The 25,235-nt window shown below is 64.8% G+C and carries 26 protein-coding genes; 17 read left to right on the forward strand and 9 right to left on the reverse strand.

From position 1 onward, the window contains the following. Positions 1-28: 28 nt before the first annotated feature. From pspM to recX, 7 genes are all read left to right on the forward strand, one after another. The gene (pspM, locus tag ACHIRB_RS14515) at positions 29-787 is read left to right on the forward strand and encodes a phage shock envelope stress response protein PspM (protein ID WP_395112167.1); all 759 of its coding nucleotides are present in this window, start codon (positions 29-31) and stop codon (positions 785-787) included. A gap of 156 nt (positions 788-943) precedes the next feature. Beyond that, positions 944-1,117, forward strand: coding sequence for a hypothetical protein (locus tag ACHIRB_RS14520; protein WP_199706368.1), 174 nt, complete (start codon positions 944-946; stop codon positions 1,115-1,117). Between the two features lie 54 nt (positions 1,118-1,171). Beyond that, complete coding sequence (locus ACHIRB_RS14525; protein WP_395123785.1) at positions 1,172-1,882, forward strand: PIG-L deacetylase family protein; 711 nt, start codon at positions 1,172-1,174, stop codon at positions 1,880-1,882. A 67-nt stretch (positions 1,883-1,949) separates the two neighbouring features. After that, complete coding sequence (locus ACHIRB_RS14530) at positions 1,950-3,101, forward strand: glycosyltransferase (protein ID WP_395123786.1); 1,152 nt, start codon at positions 1,950-1,952, stop codon at positions 3,099-3,101. A 73-nt stretch (positions 3,102-3,174) separates the two neighbouring features. Then, positions 3,175-3,369: a DUF3046 domain-containing protein gene (locus ACHIRB_RS14535; protein ID WP_395112164.1), complete on the forward strand. Its 195-nt coding sequence runs from the start codon at positions 3,175-3,177 to the stop codon at positions 3,367-3,369. Positions 3,370-3,592: 223 nt separating this feature from the next. After that, on the forward strand, positions 3,593-4,636 hold the full coding sequence (recA, locus tag ACHIRB_RS14540) for a recombinase RecA (protein WP_199706356.1): 1,044 nt from the start codon (positions 3,593-3,595) through the stop codon (positions 4,634-4,636). An 8-nt stretch (positions 4,637-4,644) separates the two neighbouring features. After that, a complete protein-coding gene (recX, locus tag ACHIRB_RS14545; RefSeq protein WP_395123787.1) occupies positions 4,645-5,193 on the forward strand; it encodes a recombination regulator RecX in 549 nt (182 codons plus the stop codon). Positions 5,194-5,201: 8 nt separating this feature from the next. On the opposite strand, the gene ACHIRB_RS14550 is transcribed toward recX, so the two are convergent. The 4 genes from ACHIRB_RS14550 to ACHIRB_RS14565 all read right to left on the reverse strand — a co-directional run bounded on the left by ACHIRB_RS14550 (position 5,202) and on the right by ACHIRB_RS14565 (position 8,579). After that, positions 5,202-6,134 carry an amino acid ABC transporter permease gene (locus ACHIRB_RS14550; RefSeq protein ID WP_395112161.1) on the reverse strand — a complete coding sequence of 311 codons (933 nt, stop codon included), beginning with the start codon at positions 6,132-6,134 and terminating at the stop codon, positions 5,202-5,204. Beyond that, positions 6,131-6,781: an amino acid ABC transporter permease gene (locus ACHIRB_RS14555; RefSeq protein ID WP_199706349.1), complete on the reverse strand. Its 651-nt coding sequence runs from the start codon at positions 6,779-6,781 to the stop codon at positions 6,131-6,133. The genes ACHIRB_RS14550 and ACHIRB_RS14555 overlap by 4 nt, the downstream gene beginning before the upstream one ends. A 92-nt stretch (positions 6,782-6,873) precedes the next feature. Further along, positions 6,874-7,632, reverse strand: coding sequence for a glutamate ABC transporter substrate-binding protein (locus ACHIRB_RS14560; RefSeq protein ID WP_233529857.1), 759 nt, complete (start codon positions 7,630-7,632; stop codon positions 6,874-6,876). A 197-nt stretch (positions 7,633-7,829) separates the two neighbouring features. Then, positions 7,830-8,579 carry an amino acid ABC transporter ATP-binding protein gene (locus ACHIRB_RS14565; RefSeq protein WP_372433212.1) on the reverse strand — a complete coding sequence of 250 codons (750 nt, stop codon included), beginning with the start codon at positions 8,577-8,579 and terminating at the stop codon, positions 7,830-7,832. 230 nt (positions 8,580-8,809) lie between these two features. Between ACHIRB_RS14565 and miaB the strand changes: the two genes are divergently transcribed. Beyond that, entirely contained in the window at positions 8,810-10,387 is a 1,578-nt protein-coding gene (gene miaB, locus ACHIRB_RS14570; protein ID WP_395123788.1) for a tRNA (N6-isopentenyl adenosine(37)-C2)-methylthiotransferase MiaB, read from the forward strand. After that, on the forward strand, positions 10,375-10,959 hold the full coding sequence (locus ACHIRB_RS14575) for an Rv2732c family membrane protein (RefSeq protein ID WP_395123789.1): 585 nt from the start codon (positions 10,375-10,377) through the stop codon (positions 10,957-10,959). The genes miaB and ACHIRB_RS14575 overlap by 13 nt, the downstream gene beginning before the upstream one ends. 74 nt (positions 10,960-11,033) lie before the next feature. On the opposite strand, the gene ACHIRB_RS14580 is transcribed toward ACHIRB_RS14575, so the two are convergent. Beyond that, on the reverse strand, positions 11,034-12,611 hold the full coding sequence (locus ACHIRB_RS14580) for a DUF349 domain-containing protein (RefSeq protein WP_395123790.1): 1,578 nt from the start codon (positions 12,609-12,611) through the stop codon (positions 11,034-11,036). A 162-nt stretch (positions 12,612-12,773) separates the two neighbouring features. Here ACHIRB_RS14580 and ACHIRB_RS14585 point away from each other — a divergent pair, with 162 nt between their 5' ends. The 8 genes from ACHIRB_RS14585 (at position 12,774) to ACHIRB_RS14620 (ending at position 20,990) form a co-directional block, all read left to right on the forward strand. Then, positions 12,774-13,487: a class III extradiol ring-cleavage dioxygenase family protein gene (locus tag ACHIRB_RS14585; protein WP_395123791.1), complete on the forward strand. Its 714-nt coding sequence runs from the start codon at positions 12,774-12,776 to the stop codon at positions 13,485-13,487. Beyond that, positions 13,484-14,407, forward strand: a complete 924-nt coding sequence (gene miaA, locus ACHIRB_RS14590; protein WP_395112154.1) for a tRNA (adenosine(37)-N6)-dimethylallyltransferase MiaA — start codon at positions 13,484-13,486, stop codon at positions 14,405-14,407. Before ACHIRB_RS14585 ends, miaA begins: the two co-directional genes overlap by 4 nt. Continuing rightward, positions 14,404-15,258 (forward strand): TrmH family RNA methyltransferase, encoded by an 855-nt coding sequence (locus ACHIRB_RS14595; RefSeq protein ID WP_395112153.1) that lies wholly within the window; start codon positions 14,404-14,406, stop codon positions 15,256-15,258. The genes miaA and ACHIRB_RS14595 overlap by 4 nt, the downstream gene beginning before the upstream one ends. Before the next feature lie 10 nt (positions 15,259-15,268). Then, complete coding sequence (dapF, locus tag ACHIRB_RS14600) at positions 15,269-16,138, forward strand: diaminopimelate epimerase (RefSeq protein WP_395112151.1); 870 nt, start codon at positions 15,269-15,271, stop codon at positions 16,136-16,138. Between the two features lie 50 nt (positions 16,139-16,188). After that, complete coding sequence (gene hflX / locus ACHIRB_RS14605; RefSeq protein ID WP_395123792.1) at positions 16,189-17,751, forward strand: GTPase HflX; 1,563 nt, start codon at positions 16,189-16,191, stop codon at positions 17,749-17,751. Between the two features lie 8 nt (positions 17,752-17,759). Continuing rightward, positions 17,760-18,752 (forward strand): hypothetical protein, encoded by a 993-nt coding sequence (locus ACHIRB_RS14610; RefSeq protein ID WP_395112148.1) that lies wholly within the window; start codon positions 17,760-17,762, stop codon positions 18,750-18,752. Between the two features lie 125 nt (positions 18,753-18,877). Next, entirely contained in the window at positions 18,878-20,362 is a 1,485-nt protein-coding gene (locus tag ACHIRB_RS14615) for an LVIVD repeat-containing protein (protein ID WP_395123853.1), read from the forward strand. Then, on the forward strand, positions 20,352-20,990 hold the full coding sequence (locus ACHIRB_RS14620; protein ID WP_395123793.1) for a DUF305 domain-containing protein: 639 nt from the start codon (positions 20,352-20,354) through the stop codon (positions 20,988-20,990). Before ACHIRB_RS14615 ends, ACHIRB_RS14620 begins: the two co-directional genes overlap by 11 nt. A gap of 60 nt (positions 20,991-21,050) precedes the next feature. Here the strand turns inward: ACHIRB_RS14620 and ACHIRB_RS14625 are convergent, their stop codons facing one another. From ACHIRB_RS14625 to ACHIRB_RS14640, 4 genes are read right to left on the reverse strand one after another with little or no spacing between them, the layout of a single operon-like run. After that, positions 21,051-21,329, reverse strand: coding sequence for an HPr family phosphocarrier protein (locus ACHIRB_RS14625; RefSeq protein WP_395123794.1), 279 nt, complete (start codon positions 21,327-21,329; stop codon positions 21,051-21,053). Between the two features lie 32 nt (positions 21,330-21,361). Next, positions 21,362-23,380 carry a PTS fructose transporter subunit IIABC gene (locus ACHIRB_RS14630; protein WP_395112144.1) on the reverse strand — a complete coding sequence of 673 codons (2,019 nt, stop codon included), beginning with the start codon at positions 23,378-23,380 and terminating at the stop codon, positions 21,362-21,364. A gap of 35 nt (positions 23,381-23,415) precedes the next feature. After that, complete coding sequence (locus ACHIRB_RS14635; RefSeq protein WP_395112143.1) at positions 23,416-24,423, reverse strand: 1-phosphofructokinase family hexose kinase; 1,008 nt, start codon at positions 24,421-24,423, stop codon at positions 23,416-23,418. Beyond that, a complete protein-coding gene (locus tag ACHIRB_RS14640; protein WP_395123795.1) occupies positions 24,420-25,187 on the reverse strand; it encodes a DeoR/GlpR family DNA-binding transcription regulator in 768 nt (255 codons plus the stop codon). The genes ACHIRB_RS14635 and ACHIRB_RS14640 overlap by 4 nt, the downstream gene beginning before the upstream one ends. Positions 25,188-25,235 lie beyond the last annotated feature (48 nt).

Raw genomic sequence — 25,235 nt, forward strand, 5'->3', positions numbered from 1 at the left:
GCACCCACGCGACCCGAGGTAGGCCCACATGCTGAGAGATATCGGAGATTCGGTACTTGTCTCGGTGCGGCGGTGGGCCGATCCGCGTGAGCGTGAAATTCGTAAACGGCGGCGTGCGCGTCGACGCGGCATCCGCTACGGCGCTGCGTCGGGGGTGACCGCACTCGGCGCAGCGGGCCTCGCGGTCGCTGCGGCACCGGTGTGGATCGTTGTGGCAACCACGGGTGGGGCAGCGGTGCTCGTTCTGCCTGCGGCGCTTGCGACCAGAAAGTATCTGCGCCTCCGCGATGCGCCGCTCCCGCCCGCGGCGCCTCCGGTGCGGGCACTGCCACCGGTCGGTTCGTCGGCGCGGCCGGCCATTGCGCGTTTGGCGCACGTCGAGCGCAGTTTGCACGACGTGCTCGGTGTCGTGGCGCGACTCTCGCCCGTGCCTGCCGAGGAGTTGGCGGAGACGGCTGCCACAGCGCAGTCGGCTGCTGGGGCACTCGAAGCGCTGGCGGTCGACATCGTTGCGTTGGAGCGAGCGGCACACCGGGTCGGGCGGCCGGGTCCGGAACTGCAGCGGTCGATCGCTTTTGCCCTCGGGGAGTTGTTGTCGGGGTTGAGCGAGTACGAACATCTCCTCGAGGCTGCCGCGCGGATGACGTCGCCGCTCGGTCTCGAACAACGCTCGCCGCTGGCGTCGGCGAATCGCGAACTTCGTGTCGCAGCAGACCGTCTCGACGGCTGGGCCGATGCGCTCGCCGAACTGGCAAATCCCGCCGCGATCGGTCCGGGGCGTCCCTGACTCGTGGCCTTGGCCTATGTCCAAGAGCCCTCAGGGTCATCCCTGATCTTACCCTGATATATCCTCTGACCTGCTGCTTTGCTGCGAGAGCCATGCCAGTATCGGTGTTACACGGATCCCAAGATCTGGTGGATTCATCGAAGTTGGAGGCTTAGCGTGTTCTGGAAAATCATTGGCATAGTCGCACTGATCTGGATTGCATTGGCCGTGATCGGCGCGCTCATCAAGGGCCTGTTCCCGATCCTGGTGATCGGCGCGGTCGTGTTCGGTCTCTACATGCTCTACAAGGCGATTTCGGGATCCGACCACAAGGATCTGACCAAGATCTAGATTCGTCCGAATTGGGCCGTCCGAGCACCCCAACGGTCTGCTAGACAGATCACCATGGAACCTGTACCAGAAGACTGGCAGCGCGGCATCGTGATCGCCGCGCACCCCGACGACATCGAATACGGCGCTTCAGCCGCTGTCGCCAGGTGGACCGCACAGGGCAAGGAGATCGCCTATGTGCTCGCGACCAGCGGCGAAGCTGGGATCGCGGGCCTGAACCCTGCGGAGTGCGGACCGTTGCGGGAGGCCGAGGAAATTCGATCGGCAGCGGTCGTCGGGGTGAGCGAAGTCGAGTTCCTCGCTCACCCCGACGGCCGTTTGACGGCAGGGCTCGACTTGCGTCGTGATCTGGCGAGGGCGATCAGGCGGCATCGCCCCGACCTCGTCGTTACCCTCCACCACGGTGAGACGTGGGGACCGGGAATGCTCAACAGCTCGGACCACAGGCTGCTCGGTCTGGCAACGCTCGATGCCGCCGCCGATGCAGGCAACGAGTGGATCTTTCCGGACCTCGCCGATCTGGATCCATGGACGGCCAGGTGGGTGGCAGTGATGGCACCGAACGGCTCGCATGCCGTCGATGTGACGGATACGGTCGAGCAGGCCGTTGCGTCGCTGTGCGAGCATCGCCGCTACCTGGAAGCGTTGAGCGACGAGCCGGTAGAGGTGCAGGCGCGCAAGCAGATCGAGATGGTGACCGGCCCGATCGAGGGGTTCGAGGCCGAGCGTGCGGTGTGCTTCGAGCTTTATACGTTCATGGGGTGAGTCGACCATGGGGTGAGTCGACGCTGTGGCGGCATCGACGCGGGGTGTCCTGTGGCACTCTGGTGCGATGCGAGTTGCCGTAGTCGCCGGACCCGATCCTGGCCATGCTTTTCCGGCTATCGCGTTGTGCCGCAGGTTTCTCGACGCCGGTGATCAGCCGATGCTCTTCACCGGCACCCGCTGGCTCGACGATGCCAAGAAGGCGGGCATCACCGCGCAGCGACTCAAGGGCCTCGCGCCGCGTGTCGAGGACGACGACATGGACGCAGGCCGCCGTATCCACGAGCGGGCCGCCTACATCTCGACCGAGCTGCTGCCGGATCTGAGCGCGACCCTTCCCGAACTCGTCGTCTCCGACATCCTGACCGCCGGTGGCGGCCTCGCCGCGGAGCGCTTGGACGTGCCGTGGGTCGAGCTGTCGCCGCATCCCTTGTATGCACCCTCGAAAGCGTTGCCGCCCATAGGGAGTGGCCTTGCGCCGGGTGAGGGAATCGGTGGTCGGCTGCGGGACAATCTGATGCGAGCGGCGACGGGCCGATCGATTCGGCAGGGTTTGGCGCAACGCAGCCGGGCACGCGTCGGCGTCGGCCTACCCGAACTCGACCCTGGTCCTGCCGCGAGGTTGATCGCGACTTTGCCTGCCCTCGAGGTGCCGAGACCCGACTGGCCTGCCGAGGCCCACGTGATCGGGCCGCTGCACTGGGAGCCGACCGAGGCGGTACTCGAGCTGCCGCCCGGTGCTGCGCCGCTCGTCATGGTGGCACCGTCGACCGCGTTCACCGGAGCGGTCGGAATGGTCGAGGCGACGTTGGCCGGGCTGGCCGACGCGGACGTGCGGGTTGCCGTCTCGACGCTGGACGCGCCACCGGCGGACCTGCCGGACTGGGCGACCGCGGGATTGGGGCGTCAGGACGAATTGCTCACCCACGCAGCAGTTGTCGTCTGCGGTGCAGGCCACGGGCTGTTGTCCAAAGCGTTGCTCGCCGGTGTTCCCGTCGTCGCGGTTCCCGGGGGTGGCGATCAATGGGAACTTGCGAATCGGGCGGCGCGGCAGGGGAGTGCGGTCATCGTGCGACCGCTGTCGGCGGAGGCGGTACGCGCCGCGGTCCTCGAAGTGCTCGGCGATCCGCGGTTCGCCGCCGCCGCTGCTCGAGCGGCCGCAACGGCGAACGACGTCGACGACCCGGTCGCGGTGTGCCGGAAGGTGCTCGCAGGCTGAGCCCAGGTGTCGTCGCGGTCGGGTGGCGGTCGGGTGGCGCGATCGGGTTCGACGATTCCGCTACGGTGGCGTGGTGCGACTTACCGATTTCCACGAGCTCGTCCACGGTGAGTTCGGCGTTGCCAGGGGCGATTCCATCTTGGCCGACCATGTGCTCGCCTCGATCGCAGGCCGGACCCCGCTGCGCGCGATCGACGACGGCGTAGATCCCCGCGAGGTCTGGCGTGCGCTGTGTGCCGAGTTCGACGTTCCTCGCTCCCGCTGGTAGGCCGCGGTCGGCGGCGGGCAGGTGTCCGGCGAAACGGACGCGAAGTCGTCGGCGTGTCATCACCGGATGTGTTTGACTCGAACAGGTGTTCCCCTATGCTGGTGGAGAACTGATCGACTGACAGTCAAAGCTGCAGGTCAGACCGAAAACCACGAACTTGTCGGTACCTGGTTCTAACGTAACCGCCATTCGCTGGACGAGTATTCGAGACAAGGGGAACACGATGGCACCACAGGCACACGATCGCGACAAGGCACTCGAACTGGCCTTGGCCCAGATCGACAAGAACTTCGGCAAGGGGTCGGTGATGCGCCTCGGTGACGACGTTCGCCCGCCTATCGGCGTCATCCCGACCGGTTCCATCGCGCTCGATGTCGCGCTCGGTATCGGTGGTCTGCCCCGCGGTCGCGTAGTCGAGATCTACGGCCCGGAGTCGTCGGGTAAGACGACGGTCGCGTTGCACGCGGTCGCGAATGCGCAGGCTGCAGGCGGGATCGCCGCATTCATCGACGCCGAGCATGCGCTCGATCCGGACTATGCGAAGAAGCTGGGTGTCGACACCGATGCGCTGCTGGTCTCGCAGCCGGATACCGGCGAGCAGGCACTCGAAATCGCGGACATGCTGATCAGGTCCGGTGCGCTGGACATCCTGGTGATCGACTCGGTCGCCGCACTCGTACCGCGTGCGGAGATCGAGGGCGAGATGGGCGACAGCCACGTCGGTCTGCAGGCTCGCCTGATGAGTCAGGCGCTGCGCAAGATGACGGGTGCGCTGAGCAACTCGAACACCACCGCCATCTTCATCAACCAGCTCCGCGAGAAGATCGGCGTGATGTTCGGATCACCCGAAACGACCACCGGCGGTAAGGCATTGAAGTTCTACGCCTCGATCCGGCTGGACGTGCGCCGCATCGAAACGCTCAAGGACGGCACCGACGCAGTCGGTAACCGCACCCGTGTGAAGGTCGTCAAGAACAAGGTTGCTCCGCCGTTCAAGCAGGCCGAGTTCGACATCCTGTACGGCTTCGGAATCAGCAGGGAGGGTTCGCTGATCGACATGGGTGTGGAGCACGGCTTCATTCGGAAGTCGGGATCCTGGTACACCTACGAAGGCGATCAGCTCGGCCAGGGCAAAGAAAATGCTCGAAAGTTCCTGTTGCAGAACGTCGATGTCTGCAACGAGATCGAGAAGAAGATCAAGGAAAAGCTCAACATCGGGGCCGACGTCACAGCAGTGGAAGACGCGCCTGCTCCGGTCGACTTCTAGGGTCGGCGATGGAGCGGGCTACCCGAACGAACGAGGGTAAGCCCAGCGGTGGCACGGAGGCGCAGGCAAAAGATGTATGCCTGCGCCTCCTCACCGACCGGGCACGCAGCAGGGCCGAGTTGGCGCAAAGTCTCGCGAAGAAGGGGTACACACCCGACATCGCCGAGCGGACACTGGATCGGCTCGCACACGTCGGGCTGATCGACGACGCATCCTTCGCCGAACAGTGGGTACATTCGCGGCACACGTACTCGGGCAAAGGCAAGCAGGCCCTCGCACTCGAACTGCGCCGCAAGGGAATCGAGCAGGACATAGCGTCGCAGGCGCTGTCGCAGATCTCCCGCGACGACGAGCACGAACGAGCAACCGAACTCGTTCGACGCAAACTACGGACCCTCGCCGTCCCTGCCGATCCGGCCGAACGCGACAAGATCGTCCGCAGGCTTGTCGGCATGCTTGCACGCCGAGGCTACGGCCAGTCCCTCGCATTCGGAGTCGTCAAAGCAGAACTCGATCACGCAGGCTCCGATACCGACGATCTACTCGACGGCGACTGACCAGCAGATCACAGGGGTGCGCCGACGACCGCGATGGGCTTCTGCGGTCCGCCGGTCCGGGAGAGTCGGCGTTGGATGTATTCGGCAAGTTTGGTGAGACCGTAGTTGAACAAAATGAAGATGATCGCCGTGACGAGATACATCTGAATCGGGTTGCGCAGGTTCTGGATCAGGATGCCGCTGGTTCGCATCAATTCCAGATAGCCGCCGAGAATGGCAATGAGCGAGGTGTCCTTGAGGATCACGACGAGCTGACTGATGAGTGCAGGCAACATCACGCGAATGGCCTGAGGTAGCAAGATCATCCGCAAGCTCTGGCCACGGGTGAGACCCAGCGACAACGCAGCCTCGTTCTGCCCCCTCGGTAGCGAGGCCACGCCGGCACGCACGATCTCGGCGATGATGACCGAGTTGTACGCGGTGAGGCCGATAACCAGGAACCACAACAGTTCACCGCCCGGCAGACCCGAGAGGTCGAGACCGGCCGCCTCGGCGATTCGTGAGGTCAGGTAGATCGCAAGAATCACCGGCAGTCCGCGGAGGAGCTCGATGATCGCAATCAGAGGCATCCGGGCGTACTTGCCGGCAGAGATTCGAAGCACACCGATGATCACGCCGATGACGAGCGACAGGACGATCGCAAGACCTGCTGCGGTCAACGTGTTTTTGAGCCCTGTACCGATTCGCTCCCAGACCACAGTGAAATCCGAGTTGCTCGGATCGAAGAGTGGTCCCCACTTGTCGTACTCGAACTGTCCGGAATCGTTGAGCTTCTTCGCGGCCAAGGCAAAGAGCGCGAGCACGAGAAGGAGGGCGATAACGCTGAAGATGCGTGCCCGTTGCCGGGCCCGCGGACCCGGGGCATCGAACAGTACGGTGGCGCCGGGACTGCTCGCCTTCTTGGCCTTCTTCTTCGGTTCGACTGTCGAGACGGTGCTCATCGTGCGATCGCCACCTTTCGCTCGATGACCTGTAGTGCAATTCCGGCCGGGATGGTGATGCAGAGATAGCCGATTGCCACTCCCGTGAAGACCGGCAGCGACGCGTAGCCTTGCGCGCTGGCGAGATTCTGGCCGGTGCTCCAGAGATCACCGCCGACTCCGAAAGCGCCGAGAACAGCGGAGTTCTTGAACATCGCGATCAGAACGCTGCCGAGTGGGGGAACCACCGTCCGCAGCGCCTGCGGAAGCACGATGAGAGTGAGCGACTGACCGAACGTCAGACCGATCGAGCGGGCGGCCTCGGCCTGACCTGCCGATATCGAATTGATGCCCGACCGTACGGCCTCGCACACGAATGCGGACGTGTAGATCACCAGAGCCGCGAGGCCGAAACGGTAGTAACTCGCGTTGATGCCGAGCTCGGGTAGCCCGAATGCGAAGAAGAACAGAACCACCGTCAGCGGAGTGTTGCGCACGATGTTGACGTAGGCCGTGCCCACCCACCGCATGGTGGGGACCGGCGAAACTCGGAGTGCAGCAATGAGTATGCCGAGGATCAGCGATCCAACCAGCCCGAGAAAACAGATCTGTACCGATGTGAGAAAACCGGACCAGTAGAGATCGAAGTTGTCGAATACGACACCCACCGCGTGCACTTCCTCCCGTTGCGTCGATCGAGTGAACCGAGCCGACGCGTGACATCGAGCCTGTGGGGCCCGATGTCACGCGTCGAAGAAAATCAACTACACGGTGCGGCTTCGGGAAGCGTCGGTGTCTTCGCGCCCTCGACCGAACCCGCGGTGTCCTTCCAAGCGGCTTCGTAGGCACCCGACTCGCTGGCGGACTTCAGTTGCTGATCGATGAAGTTGCAGAAAGCGGTGTCGCCCTTCTTGATACCGATTCCGTACGGCTCCTTGGTGAACTGATCGCCGACCAGTTTGAACGCGCCGTCCGATTGGGCGACGAAGCCGAGGAGGATGACGTTGTCCGTCGTTACGGCCTGTACCTGTCCGGTCCGGAGTGCGTCAGCACACTTGGAGTAGACGTCGAACAGCACGAGCTGCTGATCGGCATTCGCGAGATACGGCTTGATCTGCTCGCTCGGCGTCGATCCCGTGACCGAGCAGACCTTGGTATCGGGATTCGACTTCAACGCATCGGGTCCGGTGATGGTGGAGTCGCCTTCGGCGACCATCAACTGCTGGCCCGCTTCGTAGTACGGACCTGCGAACGAGATGCGCTCCTTGCGAGCGTCGTTGATCGTGTAGGTGGCGACAACGAGGTCGACGGAGCCGTTTTCGATCAGTTCTTCTCGCCGCTGCGACGGTGCTTCGACGAATTCGATGTCGCCGGGCTCGAGTCCCAGGCCTGCGGACACGATCTTCGCGATCTCGACGTCGAATCCTTCGTAACCTCCGGACAGGCTCTGCAGGCCGAAGCCTGGCTGATCGAACTTGATGCCGACCTTCACCTTTCCGGCATCGGAGAGTCGGGCCATGGTCGATCCCTGCTCGAAACTGGGACTCTCCGCGACCGATACTCGCGATTCCGAATCATCATTGCTGCTACCGCATGCCGCTACGGAGAGCATCAGGAGCGCAGCACCTGCTGCGACTAAACGACGGTGCATTTCTGTATCCCGATTCTGTTGTATGCCCGACTGGGCGACTTGTATTGAACTTCAACTACCGACGATCAATGCTCGAGAATTTTGGAGAGGAAGTCCTGGGCCCGCGCACTCTGCGGATTCGAGAAGAACTCGTCGGGAGTGTTTTCTTCGACAATCTGACCGTCCGCCATAAACACGACTCGATCGGCGGCCCGGCGCGCGAAGCCCATTTCGTGGGTGACGACAACCATCGTCATCCCGTCCTTGGCCAGCGCTGTCATGACGTCGAGCACTTCGTTGATCATTTCCGGATCGAGCGCCGACGTCGGTTCGTCGAAGAGCATCACCTTGGGGTCCATCGCGAGCGACCGAGCGATGGCGACTCGCTGCTGTTGCCCACCCGACAGATGCGCAGGCAGCTTGTCGGCTTGGCTGGCAATCCCGACTCGTTCGAGAAGTTCGGTTGCTCGCGCGGCGGCCTTGTCCTTGTCGATCTTGCGCACCTTGATGGGGCCGAGGGTCACATTGTCGTGGACGCTCTTGTGGGCGAACAGATTGAACGACTGGAAGACCATGCCGACGTCCGATCGAAGGGCAGCTAGTGCCTTTCCCTCTTCGGGTAGTTGCTTCCCGTCGACGGTGATCGTGCCCGAGTCGATCGTTTCCAACCTGTTGATGGTCCGGCACAGGGTCGATTTGCCGGATCCCGACGGGCCGATGACCACCACTACTTCACCGGTGTGGATGGTCAGATTGATGTCTTTGAGCACGTGCAGATCACCGAAGTGCTTGTTCACGTTCTCGAGGACGACCAACGGTGTGCGTACTTGGGCCATGGCTGATGACCCTATGCGGATTCCTGTGAATTGCCACACGAATCGAGGCAGCGAGTCGCATGCGGTTGAAAATTTTCACCACGGTGATGTGAGGCGTTGCCATCGACGGAGTTTCGCCGGATCCGTCCCGAGCCGGCGCAAACCACACAACACACCGGATTCGAGCGGTGTGATCGGTCGTCTACCTGTGCGGATACCGGGAGGGGCAACGCCGTGGGCTAGTCTGAAGCGTGTCAACGAAGGTCGACGAAGTCGTAGAATCCGCATCCTCCGGACGTCCCGAACAGCTCAGCTCCGAACAACTCAGCTCCGAACAACGCAGCTACGAAGTTCGGACGTACGGCTGTCAGATGAACGTGCACGATTCCGAGCGCCTGTCGGGTCTCCTCGAAGAGGCCGGCTACACGAAGGCCGCGGCCGGTACCAGCGCCGATCTTGTCGTCTTCAATACGTGCGCGGTCCGAGAGAACGCGGACAACAAGCTGTACGGCAACCTCAGTCAGCTCGCGCCGGTCAAGCAGGAACGGCCCGGGATGCAGATCGCCGTCGGCGGCTGCCTTGCGCAGAAGGACCGCGACGTCGTCGTTCGCAAGGCGCCGTGGGTCGACGTCGTCTTCGGCACCCACAACATCGGATCGCTGCCGACATTGCTAGAGCGTGCGCGCCATAACAACGAGGCGCAGGTCGAAATCCTCGAATCGCTCGAAGCATTTCCCTCGACCCTGCCTGCCAAGCGCGAGTCCGCGTATGCCGGGTGGGTGTCGATCTCGGTGGGCTGCAACAACACCTGCACTTTCTGCATCGTCCCGGCTTTGCGCGGTAAGGAGGTCGACCGGCGTCCCGGCGACGTGTTGGCCGAAGTGCAGGCGCTGGTCGACGAGGGGGTGCTCGAGGTGACGCTGCTCGGGCAGAACGTGAACGCCTACGGTGCGTCGTTCGCCGATCCCGAGCTCGGTCGCGACCGTGGCGCGTTCGCCGCACTGCTGCACGCGTGTGGTGACATCGACGGCCTGGAACGCGTCCGGTTCACCTCACCGCATCCCGCGGAGTTCACCGACGACGTGATCGAGGCGATGGCGGCGACCCCCAACGTGTGCCCCCAGTTGCACATGCCGTTGCAGTCGGGCTCGGATCGTGTGCTTCGTTCGATGCGACGCTCCTACCGCAAGGCACGTTTCCTCGGCATCATCGAGAAGGTTCGCGCCGCGATGCCGCACGCTGCGATCACCACCGACATCATCGTCGGATTCCCCGGCGAGACCGAGGAAGATTTCGCCGAGACCCTCGATGTCGTTCGCAAGGCACGCTTTACGAGTGCGTACACCTTCCAATATTCGAAACGTCCGGGAACGCCTGCCGCCGAGATGGCCGATCAGGTACCGAAGGCCGTCGTCCAGGAACGTTTCGAACGGTTGATCGCGCTGCAGGAGGAAGTGTCGCTCGAGGAAAACCGCAAGATCGTCGGGCGGGAAGTCGAGCTACTCGTCGCAGATGCGCCCAACAAGAAGAATGTGGCCGCGGCACGGATGAGCGGCCGCGCGCGCGACGGACGACTCGTGCACTTTCCACCGATCGGCGCGATCGACGGAACCGTTCGTCCTGGCGACATCGTCACCGTCGACGTCACGTCGGCCGCACCGCATTTCCTCATCGCTGACGGACTTGTGAAGAGCCATCGCAGGACTCGGGCAGGCGACGCGTTCGAGCGTGGCGTCACACCCAAGACACCACCCATCGGAGTTGGACTAGGACTACCGCAGATCGGCGTTCCGGCGCCGCTGCCTGCGGTGACAGGATGCAGCACGTGAGCAACTCGGACAAGAGAACCGACCCCATCGATCAGCTTCGCGACGACGTCGATGCCGTCGAGAAGAAGATGGCGGGTGAGATCGATCCAGGTGTGCGTGCCGTCGTCGTTGCCGTGCTCGTCGTCGTTCTGCTCGCCAGCCTCGCGCTGCCACACACCGGCGCAGCAAAAGGTTTCGATGTCCTGGCCGGTGACGATGCCGCGTTGGCCGAGTACATCGCGTTGCCGTCGCGGTTGTTCGTCTGGTTCGCGCTTGTGTTCGGAGTCGGTTTTTCGACGCTTGCGCTGCTGACCCGACGTTGGGTTCTTGCCTGGATTGCCGTCGCCGGATCAGCCGTCGCGACCGTGTTCGGCATGCTCGCGATCTGGAGTCGCCAGACCCTCCCACCCGATCATCCTGGCGGCGGACCCGGAATCGGCCTCGTCCTCGGCTGGATCACCATTGCGGTCCTGACGTTCCACTGGATCCGTGTCGTGTGGAGCCGGACCGCTCTACTGCTCGAAGCCGAGGAGCAACGTCGAATCAAGGCAGCAGCGCAGGACCACGGACCGGACTGGCGTCAGCCGAGGTAGCTGTCGATCCAAGCGGACCGAGGGGTCCGCCGACGACGGTCAGCGCCGTCAGGGGGCCCTTCGATCCGTGAAAGTCAGCGGTTGGTGACCGCGCCTTCGGCGGCTTCGGCCCATTCGCGCCACTGTTTGGCCTGTTCGAGCGCCTTCTCCGCGTCGCGGCGCTTGCCTGCTGCTGTCGCTTTGGCGGCCTGCTCCTCGAACGCTGCGACGCGTTCACGGAACTGTGCGGCGCGCGCGACGGCTTCGGGGTCGGTACGTCGCCATTGCGAATCGGCGGCGTCGCGGACACGCTTCTCGATTGCCCGTAGCCGAGCTTCGAGATCAGCCATCTTCTCGCGCGGCACCTTGCCCGCTGCGTCCCACTTCTCGAGGAGCTCGCGCAATGCTGCCCGTGCGCCGTCGATGTCGGCGACAGGATCGATGTGCGCAGCCTTCGCGAGCAGCGATTCCTTTACCTTCGCGTTCTCTTCGAACTCCGAATCACGTTCGGACGCTTCGGCATTGCGTGCCGCGAAGAACACGTCCTGGGCACCCTTGAACCGTTTCCACAAAGCGTCGTCTGCTTCGCGAGGCGCCCGTCCGGCGGCCTTCCACTCGACGAGGAGATCGCGGAACGTCGCCGACGTCGGACCCCACTCGGTCGAATGCGACAACTCCTCGGCCTTGGCGACCAGTTCTTCCTTGCGGGTCTTGGCCGCCGCCCGTTCGCGATCGAGTTCGGCGAAGTGCGCACCCCTGCGCCGGTTGAACCCTTCGCGCGCCTTCGAGTACCGCTTCCACAGTGCGTCGTCGACCTTGCGATCGACGCCGCGGATGGTCTTCCACTCGTCGAGGATCTCGCGCAGCCGATCGCCCGCCGTTTTCCACTGCGTCGATTCCGTGCTGATCTGCTCGGCTTCGGCGCACAATTTTTCCTTGCGCTCCGTGTGCTCGTGCCGGACCCGGTCTTTTTCTTCCTTGGCGTGCGCGGCGGCTTCGTCGGAATGCTCGACGATGGCGGCGAGTCGGCGAGCGAGGGAGTCGACGTCGCCGATGACCGCTGCTGTGGGAAGCGCGTTGGCGATCGCTGTCGCTGCCGCCTTGGTTTTGCGTGCGTCGCCGGTTCCCGAGGCCAACCTGGCTTCGAGGAGGGTCACCTCGGTGGCGAGATCGTCGAAACGGCGACCGAAGTGGGCAAGACCTTCCGTCGCATCGCCTGCCTGCCACGACCCGATCCGACGTTCACCGTCGGCGGTCTTGACCCAGGCCGTGCCGTCTTCGTCGACGCGTCCGAAGAGGCTCGGGTCGCTCGCGGCAGGCACGACAACCGTATGCAGATGTGCTGGACCAGGTTTGGGGCCGGTCGGTTTGACCGCGTGTGGTTTGGGTGCGTCGGCCCGCGGACTCGGACCACCCGGCTTCGGAATGCCGGTGGGCGCGGGACCGGGGCGAGGTGCGCCGGGCTTCGGTGCTCCCGCGGCCGGTGCGCCCGGTTGGCCGGCGTCCGGTGCGGGCGTGGGAACCTCGGCCACCGATCCGCTCGATTGCGGCGCATCCGTTGCCTGTGAACCGGATGCCAGTGCGCTGATTTCGGGTGTGCCGGTTTCCTCTGCGCCTGCTGCCGGACTGTTCGACTCGGGTGTCCCTGCTTCGATTCCGCTGCCGTCGGTCATCGCTTTTCCTCGTCTCTGCCGCGCGTCACGGCTGCCTTGTGCGTGTTGCTCATCCCATTAGACCCGGTACGAGCGTTGCAGACCATTGAATCAGGCGAGATCGTGCCGCGTTGCCGCGACGCCTGTCCGAGCTCGCACGCGGTCGCCACTACGGTTGAAGGCGTGTTCACTGCCGCGGCGTTGGTTCCGTCGCCCCTCGTTCTCGTTCCCGAGTTGAACGGTGCGGACGCGTCTGCAACCGAGCAATTGCGCAACACTGCCCTCGACGCTGCTGCTGCCCTCGGCGATCGGGCGCAGCGGTGGACGATCATCGGCGTCGGCGCGACGGAACTCGAAGTGCCCCCGGGAGCGGTCGGCACGTTCCGAGGCTTCGGCCGCGATGTTCGTGTCACGTTGTCGCCGCAGTCGAGTGGTGAGCCGGACGCCGACCTGCCCGTCGCCGTGCTGATCGGCGGGTGGTTGCGCGGACGTGCTGCACCCGAGGCGAGTGCCGATGTCGTCGTGGTCGCGGCGGACACGTCACCGGTCTACTGCGCCGAACTGGGTGCAGCGCTCCGCGAGCGATTCGACGGCGACGTTGCCGACCACGGCGTGTTGATCGTCGCCGACGGCGCCAACACGCTGACCCCCAAGGCGCCCGGGTCGTTCGATCCGCGTGCGCAGGCGTACCAGGACGAGCTGAGTGCTGCTCTGACGGAAGGCGATTGCGAGCGCATCGCCGAACTGGACCCTGTCGTGTGCGCCGAACTCGGCGTTGCAGGCAGAGCCGCCTATCAGGTGCTCGCCGCGATGTTCACGACCAGCCCGACCTGCACGACCACCTACGACGACGCGCCGTACGGGGTCGGCTATCACGTCGGCCTCTGGCTGCCATGACATCGCCTATTACGCCGATCGTCCCGATTGCTGTTGTCGGTCCGACCGCTGCGGGCAAGTCGGACCTCGGGCTCGACATCGCCGAACGGGTCGGTGGCGAGATCGTCAACATCGACGCGATGCAGCAGTACCGCGGCATGGATATCGGGACCGCGAAGCTTGCTCCCGCCGACCGCAGGGGCATCCCACACCATCGGCTCGACGTTCTCGACATATCCGAGACGGCGACGGTAGCGAACTACCAACGTGCTGCGACGGCCGATATCGAAGCGATGCTCGAGCGAGGTGTGGTGCCGGTGATCGTCGGCGGCTCCATGCTCTACATCCAGTCCCTGCTCGACGACTGGACTTTCCCTGCGACCGATCCGGCCGTGCGCGCCAAATGGGAAGCCGTACTGGCCGATGGCGGTGTCGAGGCCGTGCACCGAGCACTGGCCGTCGCCGACCCCGCAGCCGCAGCGGCGATACTGCCGAGCGACGGCCGTCGTATGGTGCGTGCACTGGAGGTCGTCGAGCTGACCGGGCAGCCGTTCGCAGCATCGGCGCCGACGATCGGGGAGCCGCGCTGGGGGACGGTCGTGATCGGCGTCGACCGGGAGACGGCCGGTCTCGATGAGCGGATCGAACGCCGCACCGACCGCATGTTCGACGAGGGTTTCGTCGCCGAGGTCGAAGGTCTGGTCCAGCAGGGTCTGCGAGAGGGAGTGACCGCGCGACGTGCGATCGGCTACGCGCAGGTGCTCGAATATCTGGACGGCACGGCGAGTCTCGAGGACGCGCGGGAACGCACTCTGATCGGAACACGCCGATATGTACGGCGACAGCGGTCGTGGTTTCGCCGCGACCGTCGGGTTAGATGGGTCGACGGCGCAGACCCGGACGTTGTGTCCGCGTCGCTGCAACAGCTAGGAGTTCAGTGATAGTCGAAGGGGCGCGAAGTCGCCGTGTCAGTGCTCGCAACGCCGGGTTTCAGCAGTGGCAGTCCTACCTCCACAACCGGAGCAAGCGAACCAAGGCAGGCCGGTTCCTCGTACAAGGTGTGCGACCGATCAAGATCGCATTCGACAACGACTGGCCGCTGGAGTCGCTGCTGTACCGGGTCGGTGGGCCACATCTGTCGGATTGGGCTCGGGGAGTGCTCGATACGACGACGATCCCGACGATCGGTCTCGTACCCGACCTGATCGCCGAGCTCGGCGAAAAGACCTCCACCGCGCCCGAATTGATCGCCGTCGCGAAAACGCGCAGCACGGATCTTGCGACCTGGACACCGACCGGACACGCTCCCGTCGTCGTCGTGTTCGACCGACCGACGTCGCCGGGAAACCTCGGCACCCTGATTCGATCGGCGAACGCCTTCGGAGCAGAGGCGGTCGTCGTGTGCGGGCATGCCGCCGATCAGTTCGACCCGCAATGTGTGCGGGCATCGACTGGATCACTGTTCGCGATTCCCGTCCTGCGGGTGTCCGACGCGCGTGACGTCATCGCGTTTCGCGATCGTATGCACGCGGGCGGCGTTCCGATGAGCATCGTCGGAACCGACGAGGACGGGTCGAGTGCGGTGTACGACCATGACTTCACCGGCGGCACGATCCTGGTGATCGGTAACGAGTCGCGTGGGATGAGCGCGGCCTGGCGCGAAGCCTGCGACGTCGTCGTCAACATCCCGATCGGTGGTGCGGCAAGTTCGCTCGGTGCGCCGTCGGCAGGAGCGGTCAGCCTGTACGAGATCGCGCGGCAGCGCCGTGAGCCCCTGTGGCGCCTGGAATAGACTGAGCACCATGCAGTTCTCGAAGGGCCACGGCACGGAGAACGATTTTGTCGTCCTACCCGACCCGGATGCCGCGATCGATCTGCGCGCTGAGCGGGTCGCTGCGCTCTGCGCACGAAGCCGCGGACTCGGTGCCGACGGCGTGCTGCGCGTCGCGAAGGCAGGCGCGCTGATCTCGACGGGCGTGCTCGACACGCTGCCAGACGGCGTGGCAGCCGACGACTGGTTCATGGACTACCGCAACGCGGACGGCTCGATCGCGGAGATGTGCGGCAACGGCGTTCGGGTGTTCGCGCATTATCTCAACGCCAGCGGTCTCGACGACCGGCGTGAATTCGTCGTCGGTAGTCGAGCGGGTGCGCGCCCGGTTGTGGTGAACAGCGCCAACGGATTCCTCGGCGAGGTGACGGTCTCGATGGGCAAGGTCCGCGAGTTGGGTTCGTCGGTCGCAACGATCGACGGCAGAGCGTTCGAGGGCATCGGCATCGACGTCGGCAACCCACACCTCGCGTGTGTCGACGGTCAGCTGACGGCCGATGCGCTCGCAGCGTTGAACCTCGCAGTGGCCCCCGGCTACGACCCAGGCTTCTTTCCGCACGGCGTGAACGTCGAGGTCGTGACGCGACTCGATGCCGGTGCCGTGCACATGAGGGTGCACGAGCGCGGCGTCGGTGAGACCCGCTCGTGCGGTACCGGGACCGTGGCCGCGGCCGCGGCGGCGCTGAAATTCGACGGCGCGGACGAGGGCGAAGTTGTGGTCCGCGTGCTCGGTGGCGAGGTAGTCGTGCGTATCGTTGCAGGTGAAGCCGATTTACGAGGACCGTCCGTACTGGTTGCGTCGGGAACCATCGACGACGACTGGTGGGCCGGTTTGCGCTAGCGGAATAACCGAATGCGTCTGTCGGTCCAGCGTGGGATCATGGACGTTGTATGACGAAATCAGAGCACTCAGAAGCAGACACAGCGCAAGCAGTTGCGGTCGACGGCGACGCGGGCAGTGCCGACGCCACGTTCGACGGTGACACGTACGACGATGACACGTTCGACGACACGACCGATTTCCCCACGTTCGACACCCCGCCCGCTCAGGGGCTGCGCCGCTGGACGGCTCCATCGGTCGGCGAAATGCAGCTCGCCGATCGCAGCGCCCTGCGTCGCGTCGCCGGGTTGTCGACCGAACTCACCGACGTCACCGAGGTCGAATACCGCCAGCTGCGGCTGGAGCGGGTCGTCCTGGTCGGCGTCTGGACCGAAGGCAGCGCCGCGCAGGCCGAAGGCAGCATGGCCGAATTGGCAGCTCTCGCCGAGACGGCGGGTTCGGAAGTCCTCGAAGCGATGGTGCAGCGCCGCGACAAACCCGACGCAGCGACCTACATCGGGTCGGGCAAGGCGATCGAGTTGCGCGACATCGTGCTCGCGACCGGTGCCGACACCGTGATCTGCGACGGTGAATTGACGCCCGCGCAGCTGACGGCGCTGGAGAAGGTGGTCAAGGTCAAGGTCATCGACCGGACCGCACTGATCCTCGATATCTTCGCCCAGCATGCGACGTCGCGCGAAGGCAAGGCGCAGGTCGCCCTCGCCCAGATGGAGTACATGCTCCCGCGCCTGCGTGGTTGGGGTGAATCGATGTCCAGGCAGGCCGGTGGTCGAGCGGGCAGCAACGGTGGCGTCGGTCTGCGTGGTCCCGGTGAGACGAAGATCGAAACCGATCGGCGTCGCATCCGCGAGCGCACTGCCAAGCTGCGTCGCGAGATCAAGGACATGAAGAAGGCGCGCGACACCAAGCGCTCCCGCCGCCTCGGCAACGGTGTGCCGTCGGTTGCCATCATCGGCTACACCAACGCGGGCAAGTCGAGTCTGCTCAATGCGCTCACCGATGCCGGTGTGCTCGTTCAGGATGCGCTCTTCGCCACGCTCGATCCGACGACACGACGTGCGGATCTGCCCGACGGTCGCGAGTACGTCCTGACCGACACGGTCGGGTTCGTGCGCCACCTGCCGACCCAGTTGGTCGAGGCGTTCCGTTCGACGCTGGAGGAGGTCACCGATGCCGACCTGCTGCTGCATGTCGTCGACGGTTCCGACCCGCTGCCGGACGAGCAGATCAAGGCCGTGCGCGAGGTCGTGACCTCGGTGCTGCGCGAGACCGACTCACCCGCACCGCAGGAACTGTTGGTAGTCAACAAGATCGACGCTGCCGATCCGGTGACGCTGACGCAGTTGCGTGGGGTTCTCACGGGCGCGGAGTTCGTCTCGGCACACACCGGCGACGGAATCGATTCGTTGCGTGCGCGGCTCGGCGAGATCCTCGGGCGCCTCGACGTCGAGGTGAGTGTTTTGCTGCCCTACAACCGGGGCGACCTCGTGGCGCGGATTCACGCCGACGGCCGGATTCTCGATTCGACGCACGACGAGGACGGCACGCGCGTGCACGCACGGGTGCCGCAGTCGCTGGCGTCGGTGTTGCACGCCTACGCGCACAGCGGATAGTCGGCGCTGTGGATCAGTGGGCTGTCGGTGGTCGACGCCTGCTTGCCGTGCTTGCCGTAGCCCTCGTGTCGGCTGGTCCCGCTGCGGCTGCCCCCGCGACGTCGGAAACATCTTTCGAGACACTGTGCACGCCGACCGATCGCGGGTTGGAGGAACTGTCCGGCCTCGCTTTCGACGGCGACGTCATGTACGCGATCGGTGACAGTGGTACCGACGACAAATTGGCCGTTCTCGACTCCGACTGCAACATGACGCGCTGGCTGACCGTGCCGGTCGACCCGTACGACGTCGAGGATCTGCAGTTCGCGGGCGGCGCCCTGTGGTTGTCCGATACCGGCGACAATCGGCAGGTGCGCGACACGGTCGCGCTCACCCGCATGAGTCCCATCGACGGTGCGGGGGAGTTGCATCGGCTGACCTATCCCGACGGCAAGCACGACGCCGAGGCGCTGCTCATCGAAGCGAGTGGGCGTCCGGTGATCGTGTCCAAGGAGCTCATCGGGATCGGCGCCGTGTACGTGCCTGCGGGTGATGTCGCTGTGAACGACCTACCGAGTCCTGGTCCGTCTGCGCTGGTCGAGGTAGGTCCGCTGCCGTGGCCGGGTCCGGTCACCGGTGGTGCCGTCAGCGCGGACGGCAAGGTCGCCGCACTGCGCACCTACGGCGAGGTGTACCTGTACTGGGCCGCGGACGGCGATATCGCGAAGGCGTTGACCAGCGGGCCAGGCATGCGGATTGCGGTGCCGCGCCAACCGCAGGGCGAAGCCGTGGCATTCACTCCCGCTGGCGATCTCGTCATCGCATCCGAGGCAGCGAGCGGTCCGCTGCCACCGCTGCAGATCCTGCGCGGGGCGAGCGATCTGGTCCGCCCGGCAGACGCGACCGAATCGACGACCTCCGGCGAGCCGGCAACGGCGTGGGGACCGACATGGTGGGCCGTCGTAGCTCTCGGCGTCGCCGCGATGGTGGGTATCGCGATCGTGTGGGTGCGACGCAGATAACCCTCCTGCTACGTTGATCTCCAACCAAGCGCTCGCTTGGGACTGTGGGACGTCGGGAGGGCTTCGTGTCGAACGGTCGATTGCTGGTCGGGGCCGTCGCTGTCGCGGCATCGCTGATCGTGTCCATGACCGGACTACCTGCGACGGCGTCGGCGGAGACCTTCACGTCCTTCGACGTCGGATCGGCCGCCGTGCCTCGCGCCGACTGCGGACCGGGTTCACTTCCCGAAACGGGTTTGCAGGGTGACGTCCCCGCCGAGGACCGCAACAGCGGACGCAGCACGGAGGGGTATCGCTGCAACATGTCGCTGATCGGCGGTCTGCAGGATCGTGGCGGTGGCATTCTCTCCGTGACCTACGACCATTGCTCCTACACAAGCACGTTCTTCCCTGGCAACCTGCTCGGACCGGCGCCGGGTGTGCAGGTGCTCGACGTGTCGGATCCGCGCAACCCTGTCATGACAGCCTCGCTGAACGAACCGGCGATGATCGGTGGCACGTGGGAAAGCCTCAAGGTCAACAAGGCTCGCAAGCTGCTTGCGGCAACGGCGGTTCCTGCCGCAACGGGCGCAGGCTTCTTCTCCGTATACGACATCTCCGATTGCGCGCATCCCAAGTTGCTCAATCCAGGGCCAGGCACCGATCCGAGGATGCCGCTGCCTTTCCTCTCGCACGAGGGCGGCTTCTCGCCCGACGGCAATACCTACTGGGCGGACGGCGTCTTCCCTGGTTTCGTGAGCGCGATCGATCTCGTCGACCCGGCGAACCCACGCGTGATCTGGCAAGGGCTGCACGGCTTCACGGGCCACGGCTTCGGTATCAGTCCCGACGGCAACCGGATGTATCTGTCGAATCTGGGCGGTCTCACGATCCTCGACATCAGTGCGGTCCAGCGTCGCGATCCGTACCCGGTCGTGCCGCAGATCGCCACCTACCTGTGGACCGACGGGCACTTCAATCAGCACAGCATCCCGGTGACCTACGACGGCAAACCCTATTTCTTCACCGCTGACGAGGCCGGTTCCGGTGGGGTCAAAGTCTTCGACATCACCGACGAAGCCAACGCCACGGTCGTTCAGAAGATCAAACTCGAGATCAACCTGCCCGACAACATCGATGCAAACGTGCGGTCGTCGTCGGGTGGCTCCCTGTTCGCCTACGAGTCGCACTACTGCGCCGTCGATCGGCCGAACGATCCGACCACCCTCGCCTGCTCCTGGATTTCGTCGGGCATCCGGGTGTTCGACGTCAGAAATCTCGACAACATCAGAGAGATCGCGTACTACAACCCGCCCGCGCAGAAGAGCAAGAACCTCACACTGACCAACTCGATCCACGCCGTTGCGTCGATCGTGGGTGTGCCGGTGTTCGACTTTCTGCCGCTGGCCCGCTCGATCCTCGAAGGCAGGGTCGATCCGAACGTCGCCATCGGTCCGCGGACAGGTCAGGTCGCATTCGGTGACCTGACGTCGGACTGGTGTCTCTCACCGCCCGAGTTTCACGGCGATCAGATCTGGACCTCGTGCAGCGACAACGGATTTATGGCGCTGCAACTCGACAACGGTGTGTACGAGGTTCCGGCGGACCAGGATTCGACCGTTGGCTCGTAAACGCTGGGTGCGTCCCGTCGGCATTGTGGTGGCTCTGGTTGCTGTCCTTGCATTCGGTGTCGCGCTGGGGGATCGGTTGGCGACCTCGCGAACCGCGGACGAGCACAGTGTGCGGTTGTCCGCGGCAGACATCGGCTACGCCCAAGACATGTCGGTGCATCACGAACAGGCAATTCAGCTCGCGAACACGTTGACGAGGGACTGCGATCCGCAGGTCCGGGTGCTCGCCGACCGGATTTCCGCTGCGCAGACCGCCGAGATCGCGACGATGCGAGGCTGGCTGAGTCTTCTCGAACTGCCCTTCGTGCCTGCGCATCCCATGCAGTGGATGAGTGACCATGGACCGCACGATCACGGCGGCGCAGCACCGATGCCGGGAATGGCCAGCGTCGACGAGCTCACGCGGCTGTCGACGCTGCGAGGAGCCGACGCGGAAATACTGTTCCTGCAGTTGATGATTCGCCATCACCAGGGTGGTATCGCGATGGCTCGGTCGGCGGTCGATCTCGTCGACGCGGAGCCGATTCGTCGACTCGCGAGGTTGCTCGTGGCCGATCAGGGTAACGAGATCGGGGTCATGACAGCGATGTTGACGGTTCGAGGCGCAACGCCGCTGTCCTATCCATAGACCGACGGTGCCGCACCCCGTTGGTGGGTGCGACACCGTGATGGTGAACGAGTCGAGAACCTACGGAGCTGCGTCCAGATCTGCCGCGACCAGCGCGGCGATGGTGTGCAGCACGTCCGGATCGTCGCAACTGATGATCACTTCGGTGCCTGCTGTTGCGCCGAGCGTCATGATCATCAACGCAGATCCGGCGTCTACGGGCTCGTCGTCTTCGTCATCGGCATCGACGAGGGCAAGTGTGACCTCGACTCCTGCCTCTTCGACTGCCTCGGCGATGATGGCCGCTGGGCGGGCGTGCAATCCGACGGACGATCCGACGACGACTGTTGTGCTCGGCATGACTAGCTCCTTCGATTGGGTTGGTTGGTGAATCAGGCTGCTACTGCGGCAAGTTCGGCGTCGGCAACGGCCGGCTTGCGATGGATCAATTCCTTGGCTAACACGACGCACGCCGCACCGATGGCAGTTCCGATCGCGAGGGAGATCAGGAACCAGGCGAGCTTGCCGATTGCGAAGAAGACGAAGATGCCGCCGTGCGGGGCGCTCAGGGTGGTGCTGGTTGCCATGATGAGCGCACCGGTCACAGCGCCTCCGGCCATCATCGACGGGATGACTCGGAACGGGTCTGCTGCGGCGAACGGGATGGCACCTTCGGAGATGAACGTTGCGCCGAGAAGCCATGCGGCCTTGCCGTTTTCGCGTTCGGCCTCGCTGAACAGGCGCGGTCGGAGCGTCGAGGCAAGTGCCATGGCGAGCGGCGGAACCATCCCGGCTGCCATCACCGCAGCCATGATGCGCAGCGATGCGGTGTCGTTGACGTTGAGACCTGCTACGGCGAACGCGTAGGCCGCCTTGTTGACCGGACCGCCGAGGTCGAAGCACATCATCAGACCGAGGATGATGCCGAGCAGGATGACCGAGCTGCCGGACAATCCGTTGAGCCAGTTGGTCAATCCGCTTGTGATGGCTGCGAGTGGCTTACCGAGGACGATGAACATCAGGGCGCCGACGAGCAGAGTGGCGAAGAGCGGAATGACGACGACCGGCATCAATCCGCGGGCCCACTGTGGTACCCCGATCTTGGAGATCCACAGCGCGGCGAAACCGGCGACGATACCGCCGACGAGGCCACCGATGAAGCCGGCACCGACGAAGACCGCGACCGCACCTGCCGTGAAACCTGGTGCGAGGCCTGGCCTGTCGGCGATCGCGAAGGCGATGTAGCCGGCGAGTGCGGGGACAAGGAAGCTGAACGCGAGTGAGCCGAGTTGGAACAGCACGGCGCCGAGATAGGTGGCGAGACCGCCTTCGGGCAGCGCGGTCAGCGAGTTGTCGAGGACGATGTCCTTGGCTTTGTCCGTGATCTCGTAGCCACCGAGCAGGAAGCCGAGTGCGATGAGGAGGCCACCGGCAGCGACGAACGGAATCATGTAGCTCACGCCGGTGAGCAGGATCTGTCGTAGGCGGGTTCCCCAGCCGATCGTCCCTGCGGCGTCGGCAGCCCCCGCTGCGACAGCCGTGCCACCCACCTTCGCGGCGGCCGGGTTGAGGCTTGCGCGCAGGGCCTCGGTGATCATGGTGTCAGGCTCGTTGATTGCTCGCTTCACACCGGAGGAAATGACCGGCTTGCCCGCGAACCGTTCCTTGCCTTTGACGCCGACGTCGGTGGCGAAGATGACAGCGGCGGCGGAGGCGATGAGGTCGGGGCTCAGCGGCGTACTTCCGCTGGAGCCTTGGGTTTCCACGTGGACCGTGACGTCGGCGCGTTCGCCTGCGGCGACGAGCGAATCGGCGGCCATATAGGTGTGCGCGATACCGGTGGGACACGCGGTGATTGCGACGATGTGCTTACGTGCAGGCGCTGCCGCGACAGGTTCTGCGGCTGCAGGTGTCGAGGCAGCCGGAGCCGCGACCTTCTTCGGTTTCGGCTTCAGCACGTCCTCGACGAGGGTCACGATCTCCTCCGGACTCTTCGCTGCCCGCAAGCCTGCGACGAAGGCCGGCTTCACGAGGGCGCGCGCGAGACTGGAGAGCAGCTTCATATGCGCGGCACCTGCACCCTCGGGCGCGGCGATGAGGAAGACGAGGTCGGCGGGTCCGTCGGGAGCGCCGAAGTCGACCTTCGGATCGAGTCGCGCAAAGCCGAGTGACGCAGTCAGGACGGACTCGGATCGGCAATGGGGGATTGCGATTCCGCCGGGCAGACCCGTCGCGGACTGCTCTTCGCGAGCATGTGCGGCCGCGGCGAGATCGGCTGCGGCGCTCGCGCGTCCGGCATCGGCAAGGCGCTGGGCGAGCGCCGTGATTACGGCGTCCTTCGACGTGCCGAGCGAAGTGTCGAGGCTGATCAACTCGGGGGTGATGATCGGCTGGGGCGTGGGATCGGACATGGCGGTTCCTTTGTCGGTGCTCGGGGTCTGGGCGGTCATGCGATGACTTGTGCGGGTGCGGCAGTGACGTCGACGCGGGTGCCGTCGACGGGGGTGACGACGACGGACGCGATGTCGACGTCGGCCGGTGTGGGTAATGCCGTGCCGGGAAGGGCCGCGGCCGCGCAGCCGTATGCGACCGCGCGTTGCAGGCACTGCGCCGGCGCCGCGCCTTCGATCTGGGCGAGAAGATAGCCCGCGAGCGAGGAGTCGCCTGCTCCGACTGTGCTCCGCGGAATCATCGGTGGAGATTGTGCGTACCACGCTCCTGTGCTGTCGACGAGTACGGCACCGGCTGCACCGAGTGTCGCGAGGACGGTTTCGACACCCTGCTCGACGAGGGTGCGAGACAGTTGCACCGCGAGGGTCGGATCACCCTGCGCAGCAGCACTTTCGATGTCTTTCGCGGAGGCTCCGGTAAGCTGCGCCAACTCCTCCGAGTTGGGCTTGAGGAGGTTCGGAGTCGACTTCGACAGTCCGCGAGCGAGGGCCAGCAACGGCTCCTCCGACGTGTCGACGGCTATGCGGACCGGCAGATGAGCCAGGTTTCGGCACAACTCCGCGTACCAGTTGTCCGGAACCCCGGGTGGCAACGAGCCGGCAAGGACGACCCATGTTGTCTGGCCTCCTGCCAACTGGCGCAGTCGGTCGGCGAGGTGGCGGCGCGACTCGGTCGACAGGACGGCGCCGGGCTCGTTGATCTTCGTCGTCGTGCCGTCCGGTTCGGAGATCGTCAGATTGATCCGGGCAGGTGAGGCGACGTCGACGCGGCGGTAGTCGATGTGGTGGTCGTTGAGCGAGGTGAACAGCGGATCGTCGGCGCTGCCAGGCAGCAACGCGATCGCGGGTACCCCCGCGGCGGTGACGACTCGGGCGACGTTGACACCCTTGCCGCCGGGATCGGACACCGCAGCTGCCGCGCGGTGGACCGAACCTCGTTCCAGTGGCGATGTGAGTGTGACGGTCCTGTCGATACTCGGGTTCGCCGTCAAGGTGACGATCATGCTGCGACGACCTCTATTCCTTTGTCTTCCAACTCTTTCCGGTGTTCCGGATCGATGTCGGTATCGGTGATCAACACGTCGATGGAGTCGATGTCGCCGAAGCTGATCAGGTGTTCACGGCCGATCTTGGAGGAATCTGCGACCACGACGACGTGGCGGGCGCTGTGCAACATCGCCCGTTTCACCGCTGCTTCGTCGGTGTCCGGCGTCGACAGGCCGTGGCCGACACTCAGCGCGTTGGTGCCGATGAAGGCGACGTCGAGCCGAAGCGTTGCGAGGACACGCAGCACGTCGTCGCCGACGGCGGCGTGGGTGAGGCCACGAACGCGGCCGCCGAGAACGTGCAGTGCGACGCCGCCGAGGCCGGCCACCCGTGCCGCGATCGGGATCGAGTTGGTAACCAGAGTCAAATCCCGATCGGAGGGGAGCAGCGCGGCGACTCGGCCCGTGGTGGTGCCCGCATCGAGGAGGACGCTGCCACCTGCGCCAGGGAAAAAGTCGACGGCCGCGGCAGCGATGCGATCCTTCTGCTCGGCACGGCTGTGTTCGCGTTCCGCTATGCCGGGTTCGATCGCGGCCAGAGCGGTTGCCGGTACGGCACCGCCGTGTACACGTCGCACAACACCCATTCGGTCGAGCGCCGCGAGGTCGCGGCGCACCGTTTCCGTGGTGACTCCGTACTGCTCCGACAGGTCCGCCACTGCTACCCGGCCACGCATGCCGATCAGAGCGGCGATTGCCTGCTGGCGTTCTTCTGCGTACACGGTGTGACCTCCTTCGTGTTGTTTCATGTTGCTTCATATTGTTTTACG

Origin of the sequence: Antrihabitans spumae (genome assembly GCF_043944905.1) — a bacterium.
GTDB lineage: Bacteria > Actinomycetota > Actinomycetes > Mycobacteriales > Mycobacteriaceae > Antrihabitans > Antrihabitans spumae.